The organism is Mitsuaria sp. TWR114, assembly GCF_007997345.1.
Genome location: NZ_VOSR01000079.1, coordinates 1 through 11980, shown reverse-complemented (window position 1 = coordinate 11980; position 11980 = coordinate 1). Strand labels below are relative to the sequence as shown.

General features: G+C 69.8%; 10 protein-coding genes and 3 pseudogenes. 4 read left to right on the top strand and 9 right to left on the bottom strand.

What is annotated here, in order from left to right:
* Positions 1 to 34: 34 nt before the first annotated feature.
* From trpS to FUT87_RS04215, 3 genes and pseudogenes are all read left to right on the top strand, one after another.
* Complete coding sequence (gene trpS / locus FUT87_RS04225) at positions 35 to 1051, top strand: tryptophan--tRNA ligase (protein WP_091724238.1); 1017 nt, start codon at positions 35 to 37, stop codon at positions 1049 to 1051.
* 10 nt (positions 1052 to 1061) lie between these two features.
* Positions 1062 to 1531, top strand: a pseudogene (locus tag FUT87_RS04220) (DUF3717 domain-containing protein).
* Positions 1528 to 2961 (top strand): MATE family efflux transporter, encoded by a 1434-nt coding sequence (locus tag FUT87_RS04215; protein WP_255511654.1) that lies wholly within the window; start codon positions 1528 to 1530, stop codon positions 2959 to 2961. Before FUT87_RS04220 ends, FUT87_RS04215 begins: the two are co-directional and overlap by 4 nt.
* Positions 2962 to 3020: 59 nt before the next feature.
* On the opposite strand, the gene FUT87_RS04210 is transcribed toward FUT87_RS04215, so the two are convergent.
* On the bottom strand, positions 3021 to 3968 hold the full coding sequence (locus FUT87_RS04210) for an ATP-binding protein (RefSeq protein WP_310735099.1): 948 nt from the start codon (positions 3966 to 3968) through the stop codon (positions 3021 to 3023).
* Between the two features lie 320 nt (positions 3969 to 4288).
* Here FUT87_RS04210 and FUT87_RS04205 point away from each other — a divergent pair, with 320 nt between their 5' ends.
* Positions 4289 to 4504, top strand: a complete 216-nt coding sequence (locus FUT87_RS04205) for a hypothetical protein (protein ID WP_147240188.1) — start codon at positions 4289 to 4291, stop codon at positions 4502 to 4504.
* Between the two features lie 23 nt (positions 4505 to 4527).
* Here the strand turns inward: FUT87_RS04205 and FUT87_RS04200 are convergent, their stop codons facing one another.
* The 8 genes and pseudogenes from FUT87_RS04200 to FUT87_RS04170 form a co-directional block, all read right to left on the bottom strand.
* Complete coding sequence (locus tag FUT87_RS04200; protein ID WP_091725180.1) at positions 4528 to 5241, bottom strand: response regulator; 714 nt, start codon at positions 5239 to 5241, stop codon at positions 4528 to 4530.
* Positions 5242 to 5335: 94 nt separating this feature from the next.
* Positions 5336 to 5899 (bottom strand): Spy/CpxP family protein refolding chaperone, encoded by a 564-nt coding sequence (locus FUT87_RS04195; RefSeq protein WP_091724237.1) that lies wholly within the window; start codon positions 5897 to 5899, stop codon positions 5336 to 5338.
* A 200-nt stretch (positions 5900 to 6099) separates the two neighbouring features.
* Complete coding sequence (gene ettA / locus FUT87_RS31280; RefSeq protein WP_404935360.1) at positions 6100 to 7653, bottom strand: energy-dependent translational throttle protein EttA; 1554 nt, start codon at positions 7651 to 7653, stop codon at positions 6100 to 6102.
* A gap of 117 nt (positions 7654 to 7770) precedes the next feature.
* A pseudogene (locus tag FUT87_RS31275) lies at positions 7771 to 8592 on the bottom strand (ABC-F family ATP-binding cassette domain-containing protein); the annotation flags it as partial.
* Complete coding sequence (gene prmB, locus FUT87_RS04185) at positions 8589 to 9482, bottom strand: 50S ribosomal protein L3 N(5)-glutamine methyltransferase (RefSeq protein ID WP_147240186.1); 894 nt, start codon at positions 9480 to 9482, stop codon at positions 8589 to 8591. The pseudogene FUT87_RS31275 and the gene prmB, both read right to left, overlap by 4 nt.
* Positions 9479 to 10630: a succinyl-diaminopimelate desuccinylase gene (gene dapE, locus FUT87_RS04180; protein ID WP_147240185.1), complete on the bottom strand. Its 1152-nt coding sequence runs from the start codon at positions 10628 to 10630 to the stop codon at positions 9479 to 9481. Before dapE ends, prmB begins: the two co-directional genes overlap by 4 nt.
* A gap of 20 nt (positions 10631 to 10650) precedes the next feature.
* Positions 10651 to 11817, bottom strand: a complete 1167-nt coding sequence (locus FUT87_RS04175; RefSeq protein WP_147240184.1) for a PilT/PilU family type 4a pilus ATPase — start codon at positions 11815 to 11817, stop codon at positions 10651 to 10653.
* A gap of 40 nt (positions 11818 to 11857) precedes the next feature.
* Positions 11858 to 11980 (bottom strand): annotated as a pseudogene (locus FUT87_RS04170) (2,3,4,5-tetrahydropyridine-2,6-dicarboxylate N-succinyltransferase); the annotation flags it as partial.

Below are 11980 nucleotides of genomic sequence, written 5' to 3'. Positions count from 1 at the left end.
GTCCCGCGCCGCGGCCACCGCCCCGCCCGCCGCCATGACCGACCATCCGCCTCCCCTCCCGCGCCAGCGTGTGCTCTCCGGCATGCGCCCGACCGGCGCGCTGCACCTCGGCCATTACCACGGCGCCCTGAAGAACTGGGTGCGGCTGCAGGCGGCCTACGACTGCTTCTTCTTCGTCGCCGACTGGCATGCGCTGACCACCCATTACCAGCACCGGGAAGGCCTGGAGCAGAGCGTCTACGACATGGTCGTGGACTGGCTGGCCGCCGGCATCGACCCGGCCCAGGCGACGCTGTTCATCCAGAGCCGCATGCCCGAGCACGCCGAGCTGTTCACGCTGCTGGCGATGAGCACCCCGTCGAGCTGGCTCGAGCGCATGCCCAGCTACAAGGACCTGGTGGCGGAGAACCGCGAGCTGGCCACCTATGGCTTCCTCGGTTATCCGCTGCTGCAGGCGGCGGACATCCTGATCTACAAGGCGGCCTTCGTGCCGGTCGGCGAGGACCAGGCGCCGCACGTCGAGGTGACGCGCGAGGTCGCGCGGCGCTTCAACCATCTCTATCGCCAGCAGGCGGCGCCGCTGTTCCCCGAGCCCCAGGCGCTGCTGACCGAGACCTCGCGCCTGCCCGGCCTGGACGGCCGCAAGATGAGCAAGACCCACGGCAACGCGATCGCGATGCGCGACGCGCCGGAGGTCGTCGCGGAGAAGGTGCGCACGATGCAGACCGACCCGCAGCGGGTGCGCCGCGGCGATCCGGGCGAGCCCGAGCGCTGCCCGGTCTGGGCCTTGCACAAGGTCTATGCCGACAGCGACACCCGCGCCTGGGTGGAGTCCGGCTGCCGCAGCGCGGGCATCGGCTGCCTGGACTGCAAGCAGCCGCTGATCGAGGCGATCCACGACGAGCAGGCCCCGTGGCGCGAGCGCGCCGACGAGCTGCTGGCCGACCCGAAGAAGGTGCACTGGATCGTCGAGGTCGGCACGGAACGTGCCCGTGCAGTGGCGCGCAAGACGCTGCGCGAGGTGCGCGGCGCGATGGGCATCGACTATTGAGATGGCTGAGATGGCTGGCATCCACATCACCGACATCGAATCCGCCATCAACTGGTGGCGCAGCGCGCGCCGGGCGACGGCGTGTCGCTGGGCCCCGAGCTGCGCGCGCTGGCCGAGGTCTACGCGCTGATGGTCTTCCACCACGAAACCGAGTGCGACGAGGACTCGATGCCCGCCCCGGCGCTCGGCGCCTGGATGCGCTGGTACGACACGACGCCGGACGCACCCTGCATCGCGATCTGCTCGACCAGCCAGGGCGACGAACTCTGCAAGGGCTGCGGCCGCAGCTTCGACGAGGTCCAGAACTGGCCGGTGTTCACGCCGGGCGAGAAGCGCGCGACCTGGCGGCGGATCACGCTCGAGGGCACGGCCTGGCGCTTCAACCGCTATGCGGAGCGGGCCATCGAGCGGCGCGGCGACGCGACGCCGCCGGATCCGGGTGCGACGGAGCAGGACGTGGCCGGCGGGGAGTCCGTTTGACCGACACCGCGGACGCCGACCACGCCGCGAACGCCGGCGCACGGGCAGTGCTGGGCGGACGCCTCCAGAGCCTGCGCCAGATCCTGCCGCTGGCCTGGCCCGTGTTCATCGGCCAACTGGCGGTGCTCGCCTACTCCACGATCGACACGCTGCTGGTGGCGCGGCATTCCGCGATCGACCTGGCGGCGCTGGCGGTGGGCTCGGCGGTCTACACCTCGGTGTTCGTCGGGCTGATGGGCGTGGTGCTGGCGATCTCGCCGGTGGCGGGGCAGCTGTTCGGCGCCAGGCGCATGACCGAGGCCGGCGACAGCCTGCATCAGGCCGCCTGGCTGGCGCTCGCGCTGACGGTCGTGGGCGAGTTGATCCTCTGGTTCCCGCAGCCCTTCCTGGCGATCTCGCAGGTGAGCCCGGAGATCGCCGTCAAGGTGCGGGACTACCTGCGCATGCTGGGCATCGCGCTGCCGGCCGCGCTGCTGTTCACGGCGTATCGCGGCTTCAACACGGCGGTGTCGCGGCCCAAGGCGGTGATGGCGCTGCAGATCGGCGGGCTGCTGCTGAAATTCCCGGCCAGCGCGCTGCTGATCGCTGGCTTCTCGGTCGGACCGCTGCAGGTGCCGCCGCTGGGGGCGGTGGGCTGCGCGATCGCGACGGCGATCGTGATGTGGAGCCAGCTGCTGATCGCGCTCGTCGTGCTCAAGCGCGACCCGTTCTATGCGCCGTTCGGGTTCGCCGGGACGGGGCTGCACCGGCCGCGCTGGGCGACGCTGGTCCGCCTGGTCAAGCTCGGTGTGCCGATGGGCGCCTCGGTGCTGATCGAGGTCACCGGCTTCACCTTCATGGCGATCTTCATCGCGCGGTTGGGCACGACGCCGGTGGCCGGCCATCAGCTCTGCGCGAACCTGGTCGCGATGATGTTCATGCTGCCGCTGGCGCAGGCCAACGCCTGCAGCACGCTGGTGGCCCAGGCGCTGGGGGCCCGCGACTACGCGGCCGCGCGGCGGCTCGGCTGGCATGGGTTGGAGATCGCGCTGGTCATCGCCTTCGTGCTGGGCGGTGTGATCTTCGCGCTGCGGGAGCAGGTGCTCGGGCTCTACACCAGCGACGCAGCCATCGTCGCCGCGGCGCTGCCGCTGCTGGGCTGGCTGTGGCTGTTCCACGTGTCGGACGCCGGACAGACGGTCGCGGCCTTCGTGCTGCGCGCGCATCACATCGCGACCGCGCCGATGTTGATCTATGCGTTCGCGATCTGGGGGCTCGGACTGGGCGGGGGCTACTGGCTCGCCTTCGGGCAGCATGAGGTCGAACTGCCGGCCGTCATGCAGGGCGCGCGTGGGTTCTGGAGCGCGGCGTCGGTCGGGTTGGCAGCGGCCGCGCTGGGATTGGGCCTGCTGCTGGCACTCGTGCATCGGCGGGAAGTCAGAGAGGCTTGAACTTCCCGGAGCGGGCTGCGTGGATCGTCTGAGATCCTGCGACGAGCCCCCACGAGCGCTCAGTTCAGCGGCAGCGTGATCACGAAGCAGCTGCCGCCGCCCTCCCGGGCGTCGCAGCGCACCGTGCCCTGGTGGGCGGTGGCGATCTGCTTGACGAGGTTCAGCCCCAGGCCCACGCCGCCGGACACCTCGGCATGGCCAGGCAGGCGGAAGAAGGCCTCGAAGATCCGCTCGCGCATCGGCTCGGGCACACCCGGGCCGCGGTCGCAGACCTGCAGCTCGATGCGGTCCTGGCCGGCGCGACGCACCTTCAGCTCGACCACCGGGCCGCCATAGCGACGCGCGTTCTCCAGCAGGTTGCGCAGCGCGCGACGCAACAGGCGATCGTCACCGCGGAGCGTCAACTGGCCCAGGCCGTCCTCGACCTCCAGCTCCGCGCCGCCCTGCGCGGCCGATTCTGCGGCGATCGCGAGCAGGTCCACCGGCTCGAGCCGCAGCGACTGCGCGCCGCCCTCGAGGCGGCTGGCGAGCAGCACTTCCTCGACCAGCGCATCCAGTTCGGCGATGTTGGTGTTGATCTCGTGGCCGAGCCGCGCCCGCTGCGCCGGCGAGGCGTCGTCCAGCATCGAGAACGCCATCTTCAGCCGCGCCAGCGGCGAGCGCAGCTCGTGGCTGGCGTTGGCCAGCAGGCTCTTGTGGGACCGCAGCAGCGTCTCGATCTGCTCGGCCGCCCGGTTGAAGCTGGTGGCCAGCGCCGCGACTTCGTCCTTGCCGTTGTCCTGCACGCGGAAGCTCAGGTCCCCGGAGCCGAACTGCTCGACGCCCGACTTCAGCGATTCGAGCCGCCGCGTGAGCCGGCGCACGACCGGATACGCGCCGCCGGCCACCGCCAGGAACAGCACCGCGAGCAACACCGCCAGCGCCTCGCCGCTCGGGCGCGGCACCCAGCCCGGCACCCAGGAGGCCGCGCTTTCCTCGCGGCGCTGCTGCTCGAGCCGGTCCAGCATGCGCTGCGCATCTGGTCCATCTCGGTCCGGCCTTCCCGCGCCCGGGATCACGCGGCTCGGGCGGCGGACCGTCGACGAAGGGATCGCGACGCTCGCGGAAGACGCGGCGGGGTCCGCTCGCGGCGCGCGCCTCGGCCTCGAGCTTGTCCTGCCCCATCGGGCCGGACGCGCCGGGCGGACGCGCCAGGCGCAGGAACAGCAGGTGACGGCCGTCATCCAGCGGCACACGCTGCACCCGCGAGCCGGGCAGGTCCTCGCGGCGCTCGAACAGCGGCGAGGCGCCGATGCGGCGCCCGCGCGCATCCTCCAGCGCCAGGGCCATGCGCAGGCGCTGGCCCCAGTCCTCGACGGCATCGGCCTGTTCGTCGACGGAGGCGGTCGACGGCGGCAAGGCGCGCTGCACCAGCACCGCGAGCGCCACCAGCCGCTCGGAAGCCGCCTGCTCGAAGGTGCCGCGCTCCTGCTCGATGCGGCCCTGGAACAGCCAGGCCGAGCCCAGCGCGAAGGCCAGCAACACCACCACGACGGTGACGTAGATGCGGAGGTACAGCGCCTTCACTTACTCGAGGCCTTCGGCGTCCTGCTTGCGTGCGAACACGTAGCCGGCGCCGCGCACCGTCAGCACCCGTCTCGGGTTCTTGGGGTCGTCCTCGATCACCGAGCGGATGCGGGAGATGTGCACGTCGATCGAGCGGTCGAAGGCCTCCAGCGGATGGCCCTTGAGCGCGTCCATGATCTGGTCGCGCGACAGCACGCGACCCGGGCTCTGGGCCAGCACGACCAGCAGGTCGAACTGGTGGCTGGTCAGGTCGCAGGCGTTGCCGTCCAGGCGCACCTGGCGCGCCGCGAGGTCGATCTCAAGCCGCCCGAAGCGCAGCACCTCGTCCCCCATCGCCTGCGGCTCGGTGCGGCGCAGCAGCGCCTTCACCCGGGCCTGCAGCTCGCGGGGCTCGAAGGGCTTGGGCAGGTAGTCGTCGGCACCGAGCTCCAGGCCCAGGATGCGGTCCATCGGCTCGCCGCGGGCCGACAGCATCAGCACCGGCAGGCGGCGCCAGCGCTTGTCACCGCGCAGTTGGCGGCAGAACTCGAGGCCATCGCCGTCGGGCAGCATCAGGTCCAGCACCAGCAGCTCGAACTGGCCGGCCTCCAGCTCCGAGCGCCCTTGCGCCAGCGAGCCGGCGAAGCTCACATCGAAGCCGGCGCTGCTGAGGTAGTCGCCCAGCATCGCGGTGAGCCGGGCGTCGTCGTCGATCAGGAGCAGTCGTGGATTCATCGGGCGTTGCGAGGCGGCCACCGACCGGGCCGGATCGGCCAGGCCGCGCGCCGCGGACTCATCGAAAGACTGAAGCATAGCCGGCCTCTCGCGTTCAGCGTTCGGTGAAAGGCTGCGGCACCGGGTTGTCCGGATTCGCACCCTGGCGGTCCTTGCGATGCTGGCCGCGATCCTTCATGCGCTGCTTCATCTTCTCGCGCTGCTGCTTCTTGAGCTCGGCGATCTTGGCGCGCTGCTCAGGCGTGAGCACCCGCGACGCGTCGATCATCGCCAGCGTGAGGCGCTTGGAGGCGACCTCGTGCTGCGCGGCGATCTGCTGGCGCAGCTGCTCGACCGCGTTGGCGTCGACGGTGGGCGCGGTGAACAGCGCTTCCATGCGCTCGTGCAGCTGCCGGCCGGTCTCGCGCTGGCCCTTCAGGTCGTTGTGGGCGGCTTCGAAGATCTGCTTGAGCTGGGCGCGCTGGGCGTCGGTGACCCCGGCTTCCTTCAGCAGGCGACCCTGCATCGCGAAGCCACCGAAGTCGTGGCCGCGATGCATCGCATGCGGCGGAGGCGGCGTGTCGCCCGGGGCGGGTTGGGCCTGCGCCGCCAGCGCGCCCAGGCCCAGGCTCGCGGCCAGCGCCAGCATCGTGAGGGGTCGGGTAATGCGTTTGACCATCTCGGAATCTCCAATTCGTTTGGGGGTGAGGAGATGGTCGGCGGCGCGCGTCAATCGCCCATGGGTGCGCCGTAAAGATTCGTGAAATGAATCGCCCCCAATGAAAAACGCCCGCGACGCCTCTTGAAATCGAGGCCTCGCGGGCGCCTGGCGCGATCCGTGCCAGAGGGCGCGGATCGGGGGATGGGATGCCAGATCGATCAGGTGATCGGCTTGAAACGCACGCGCTTGGGACGCGCGCCTTCCTCGCCCAGACGCTTCTTCTTGTCGGCTTCGTACTCGTGGAAGTTGCCGTCGAAGAAGAACCACTGCGAGTCGCCCTCGCAAGCCAGGATGTGGGTGCAGATGCGGTCCAGGAACCAGCGATCGTGCGAGATCACCATCGCCGAGCCGCCGAACTCCAGCAGCGCCTCTTCCAGCGCGCGCAGGGTTTCGACGTCCAGGTCGTTGGACGGTTCGTCCAGCATCAGCACGTTGCCGCCCTGGGCCAGGGTCTTGGCCAGGTGCAGGCGGCCGCGCTCACCGCCGGAGAGCTGGCCGACCATCTTCTGCTGGTCGTTGCCCTTGAAGTTGAAGCGGCCGATGTAGGCGCGCGACGGCATCACGAACTTGCCCACGACGATGTTGTCCAGGCCGCCGGAGACGTCTTCCCACACCGTCTTGTTGGCGTCCAGGCTCTGGCGGCTCTGGTCGACGAAGGCCAGCTTGGCCGTCTTGCCGATCTTGACCGTGCCCGAATCCGGCTGCTCGACGCCCTGGATCATGCGGAACAGCGTCGACTTGCCGGCGCCGTTGGGGCCGATGATGCCGACGATCGCGCCCGGCGGGACCTTGAACGACAGGTTGTCGATCAGCACACGGTCGCCGAAGGACTTGGTCACACCTTCGAACTCGATCACTTCATTGCCCAGGCGCTCGGCGACCGGGATGAAGATCTCGTTGGTCTCGTTGCGCTTCTGGTATTCGACGTCGCTCAGTTCCTCGAAGCGGGCCAGGCGCGCCTTGCTCTTGGCCTGGCGGCCCTTGGCGTTCGAGCGCACCCACTTCAGTTCTTCCTTCATCGCCTTGGCGCGGGCGTCCTCGGACTTCTGCTCCTGCTCCAGGCGGCGTTCCTTCTGGTCCAGCCAGTCGGAGTAGTTGCCCTTCCAGGGGATGCCGTGGCCGCGGTCCAGTTCCAGGATCCACTCGGCGGCGTTGTCCAGGAAGTAGCGATCGTGGGTGATGGCCACCACGGTGCCGGGGAAGCGCTGCAGGAACTGCTCCAGCCACTCGACCGATTCGGCGTCCAGGTGGTTGGTCGGTTCGTCCAGCAGCAGCAGGTTGGGGCGCTGCCACACCAGCATCGCCAGCACCAGCCGCGCCTTCTCGCCGCCGGACAGGCTGCCGACCTCCTGGTTCACCATGTCGCCGACGAAGCGGAACTGGCCCAGGAAGTCGCGCAGTTCCTGCTCGCGCGCATTCGGGCTGACCTCCTTGGCCAGCCGGATCATGTGCATCAGCGGGCCCTCGTCGGGCCGCAGCACGTCCATCTCCTGCTGCGCGAAGTAGCCGATCGACAGGCCCTTGCCCTCGGTGATCGTGCCGCCCATCGCGCGCTGCATGCGCGCCACCGTCTTCACGAAGGTCGACTTGCCCTGGCCGTTCGCGCCCAGGATGCCGAAGCGCTGGCCCGCCAGCACCGAGCGGTCGATGCCGCGCACGATGACCTTCTCGCCCTCGTCCGTGTCGTAGCCCACCGAGACGGTGTCGAACATCAGCATCGGATTCGGAAGGTTCAACGGCTCGCGGAACTCGAAGCTGAAGTCCGACGCGGTGAGCACCGGCGCCAGCTTCTCCATGCGCTCCAGCGCCTTGACGCGGCTCTGCGCCTGCTTGGCCTTGGAGGCCTTGGCCTTGAAGCGGTCGATGAACTTCTGCAGGTGCGCCATGCGCTCCTGCTGCTTGTCGAAGGCCTGCTGCTGCTGGAGCATGCGCTCGGCGCGCATGGACTCGAAGGCGGTGTAGTTGCCGCCGTAGCGATGCAGCTTCGCATCGTCCAGATGGAGCGTGACCTTGGTGATCGCGTCCAGGAATTCGCGGTCGTGGCTGATGATGATCAGCGTGCCTTCATAGCGCTGCAGCCAGGCTTCCAGCCAGACCAGGGCGTCCAGGTCCAGGTGGTTGGTGGGCTCGTCCAGCAGCATCAGGTCGGACGGGCACATCAGGGCGCGCGCCAGCTGCAGCCGCATGCGCCAGCCGCCGGAGAAGCTGTTCACCGGCGCATCGACCTGCGTGCCCTTGAAGCCCAGGCCCATCAGCAGCGCCTGCGCGCGGGCCGGGGCATCGAGGCTGCCGGCGTCCATCAGCTGCGCGTAGGCATCGGCGATCGCGTGGCCGTCGTCGGCCGCTTCGGCGTCGGCCAGCGCCTGGCGGGCGGCCATCAGGCGGATGTCGCCCTCGAGCACGAACTCGGTGGCCGGCATGTCGGTCTCGGGCATGTGCTGGGCGACTTCGGCCAGCGCCCAGTGGCGCGGAATCTCGACGTCGCCCTTGTCGCTGTGCAACCGGTCGGTCAGCAGCGCGAAGAGGCTGGACTTGCCCGCGCCGTTGCGGCCGACCAGGCCGACCTTCTCGCCGGGCTGCAGCACGACGCTCGCATCGTCCAGGACGACCTTGGTGCCGCGGCGCAGCACCACGTTGCGCAAGGTGATCATGCGGACGCTCCCTCGGCGCCGAAGCCGGCCGCCACCAGCGCCTCGCGCGTCAGCAGCAGCACCTGGTCCTCGCCGGCCGAGGTCTCGAGCCAGGCCGCTTCGAGCTGCGGGAAGGCAGCCTCGAAGAACGCGCGCTCGTTGCCGATCTCCAGGACCAGCACCGCATGCTCGTTCATCCGCGCCGGCGCGTCGGCCAGCAGCCGGCGGATGAAGTCCATGCCATCGGCGCCGCCGGCCAGCGCGAGCTCGGGCTCGGCGCGGTATTCGTCGGGCAGCGCGGCCATCGAGGCGCTGTTCACATAGGGCGGATTGCAGAGGATCAGGTCATACGCGCCCTGGGCCGGCGCCAGGCCGTCGCCCTGCAGCAGCCGCACGCGGTCGGCGAGTTGATGGCGCTCGACGTTGATCGCCGCGACCGCGAGCGCGTCCGCGCTCAGGTCGATCGCGTCGACCGACACCTCCGGCCAGGCCATCGCCGCCAGCACGGCGAGGCTGCCGTTGCCGGTGCACAGGTCCAGCACGCGGGTGGTCTGGTCCGACAGCCAGGCATCGATGGTCGCGTCGGCGAGCAGCTCCGCGATGAAGCTGCGCGGCACGATTGCGCGCTCGTCGACGTAGAAGGGCACGCCCTGCAGCCAGGCCTCGCGCGTCAGGTAGGCGGCCGGCTTGCGGGTGGCGATGCGCCGCTCGACCAGGACCTCCACCTTCTCGCGGCCCGCGTCGTCGACGGGGTCGCCCGCATGCGCGTCGAGCGCGTCCAGCGGCAGGTCCAGCGCCCACAGGCTCAGCCAGGCGGCCTCGTCGAAGGCGTTCGTGGTGCCATGCCCAAATGAAACGCCCGCCTCGGTGAGGCGGGCGGCCTGGGCCTCGATCAATTCCAACAGCGTCACAGCAGCAAATTCTCCAGCGTGCGGCGGTAGATGCGCGTCAGCGGCGCGATCTGGTCCAGCGGCACGTATTCATCGATCTTGTGGATGCTCGCATTGAGCGGTCCGAATTCCACCACCTGGGGGCACAGCTTGGCGATGAATCGCCCATCCGAGGTGCCGCCGGTCGTGGAGAGTTCGGTGGTGACGCCGGTTTCGTCGGCGATGGCCGCGCTGATCGCGGCCGACAGCGCGCCCACCGGCGTCAGGAAGGGCTCGCCCGAGAGCGACCAGTCCAGCGTGTACTCCAGCCCGTGGCGCTCGAGCAGCGCGTGCACCCGTTGGCGCAGCGTATCGGGCGTCGATTCGGTCGAGAAGCGGAAGTTGAAGTCCACCACCAGCTCGCCGGGGATCACGTTGCCCACGCCGGTGCCGGCGGCGATGTTGGAGATCTGGAAGGTCGTCGGCGGGAAGTAGGCGTTGCCGCCGTCCCACTCGGTCACCGCGAGTTCCGCCAGCGCCGGCGCGGCCTGGTGCACCGGATTGCGCGCCAGCTGCGGATAGGCGACATGGCCCTGGATGCCGATGACCCGCAGCTTGCCCGACAGCGAGCCGCGGCGGCCGTTCTTGACCGTGTCGCCGAGGCGCTCGACCGAGGTCGGCTCGCCGACGATGCAGTAGTCCAGCCGCTCGCCGCGCGCGCGCAGGCGCTCGACGCAGACGACGGTGCCATCGCGCGCCGGGCCTTCCTCGTCGCTGGTCAGCAGGAAGGCGACGCTGCCACGGTGGTCCGGATGCGCGGCGACGAAGGCCTCGGCCGCCACCACCATCGCCGCCAGCGAGGTCTTCATGTCCGCCGCGCCGCGCCCGTAGAGGCGGCCGTCGCGCACCGTGGGCACGAAGGGATCGCTGCTCCACCGGGCCAGGTCGCCGGTGGGGACGACGTCGGTGTGGCCGGCGAAGACCAGGACCGGCGCATCCGCCACGGCGCCGCGGCGCACCGCCCACAGGTTGCTGACGCGGAAGTCGTCCGGCCCGCTGTCCATCCGTTCGAGCGCGAAACCGGCCGCGGCCAGCCGGGCGCCGATCAGCTCCAGGCAGCCGGCATCCCGCGGCGTCACCGACGCGCGGGCGATCAGCTGCTCGAGCAGCGCAAGGGTGTCGTCGTCCATGGGATCAAGGCAGGCGGGCATCAACCCGGCTGCACGTCCAGCGTGATCGAGGTGAAGTTGGCGGTGTCCTCGGCCGGCTCTTCCTTCTTCGACGCGCCCGGGCCGCCGGGCTTGACGCCGGGGCCGTCGTTCTGCAGGCGCCAGAGCAGGTTGGTCGGCGAGTCGGCGAAGGCCAGGCCTTCCTCGCGGGTGATCGTGCCCTCGGTGATCAGCTTGGCGAAGTGCTCCTCGAAGCTCTGCGAGCCTTCGGCGATGGACTTCTCCATCGCCTCCTTCACGCCGGCGAAGTCGCCTTGCTCGATCAGCTCGGCGATCAGCTTGGTGTTCAGCAGGATCTCGGTGACCGGCACGCGGCCGCCCGCGGCGGCGCGCACCAGGCGCTGGGAGATCACCGCCTTCAAGCCCGCGCCCAGGTCGTTCAGCATCGCCGGGCGGGACTCCGGCGTGTAGAAAGACATGATCCGGTTGAGCGCGTGGTAGCTGTTGTTGCCGTGCAGCGTGGCGACGACCAGATGGCCCGACAGCGCGTACGAGATCGCCGCCGTCATCGTTTCGCGGTCGCGGATCTCGCCGATCAGGATGCAGTCCGGCGCCTGGCGCAGCGCGTTCTTCAGCGCGGTGTTCAGCGAGGCGGTGTCGCGGCCGACCTCGCGCTGGTTGACCAGCGAGCGCTTGTTGGTGAACAGGTATTCGATCGGATCCTCGATCGTGAGGATGTGACCGGTCATCGTCTGGTTGCGGTGCTCCAGCATCGACGCGAGCGTGGTGCTCTTGCCGGTGCCGGTGGCGCCGACCATCAGGATCAGGCCCCGCTTCTCGGTGATCAGCTTGCCCAGGACGGGCGGCAGGGTCAGGCTGTCCAGCGTCGGGATGACGTGCGGGATGTGGCGGAACACCGCCGCGATCGAGCCGCGCTGGCGGAAGCCCGAGAGCCGGAAGCTGCCGACCTTGGGAATCGAGACCGCCATGTTGAGCTCGCCATTGGCGTCGAGCTCGGCCAGGTGCTGCGGGTCGAGGACCTCGGAGATCAGCGCCCGCGGCTGGGCCGGCGTCAGCAACTGGTCGGACAGCTGCAGCATCTGCCCGTTGATCCGGATCAGCACCGGCATGTTGGCCGACAGGTAGGTGTCGGACGCGCCCTTCTCGGCCATCAGGCGCAGGATGCGCTCCATGTTTCCCGTGCTCATGCGGTCTCCTCCGGACGAATGCTTTTCTTCAGTGGGGGGCTCAGGCGCGCAGGAGCTCGTTGATGGAGGTCTTGGCGCGCGTGCCGGCGTCGACCTTCTTCACGATGATCGCGGCGTACAGGCTGTACTTGTCGTTCTTGGGCAGGCTGCCGCTGATGACCAC

Coding starts and splice junctions, on each gene's coding strand:
- trpS (WP_091724238.1), top strand. CDS start 35: ATGACCGACCATCCGCCTCCCCTCCCGCGCCAGCGTGTGCTCTCCGGC.
- FUT87_RS04210 (WP_310735099.1), bottom strand. CDS start 3,968: ATGCTGGACCGGCTCGAGCAGCAGCGCCGCGAGGAAAGCGCGGCCTCC.
- FUT87_RS04205 (WP_147240188.1), top strand. CDS start 4,289: ATGCGCAGGCGCTGGCCCCAGTCCTCGACGGCATCGGCCTGTTCGTCG.
- FUT87_RS04200 (WP_091725180.1), bottom strand. CDS start 5,241: ATGAATCCACGACTGCTCCTGATCGACGACGACGCCCGGCTCACCGCG.
- FUT87_RS04195 (WP_091724237.1), bottom strand. CDS start 5,899: ATGGTCAAACGCATTACCCGACCCCTCACGATGCTGGCGCTGGCCGCG.
- ettA (WP_404935360.1), bottom strand. CDS start 7,653: ATGTTCGACACCGTCTCGGTGGGCTACGACACGGACGAGGGCGAGAAG.
- dapE (WP_147240185.1), bottom strand. CDS start 10,630: ATGGACGACGACACCCTTGCGCTGCTCGAGCAGCTGATCGCCCGCGCG.
- FUT87_RS04175 (WP_147240184.1), bottom strand. CDS start 11,817: ATGAGCACGGGAAACATGGAGCGCATCCTGCGCCTGATGGCCGAGAAG.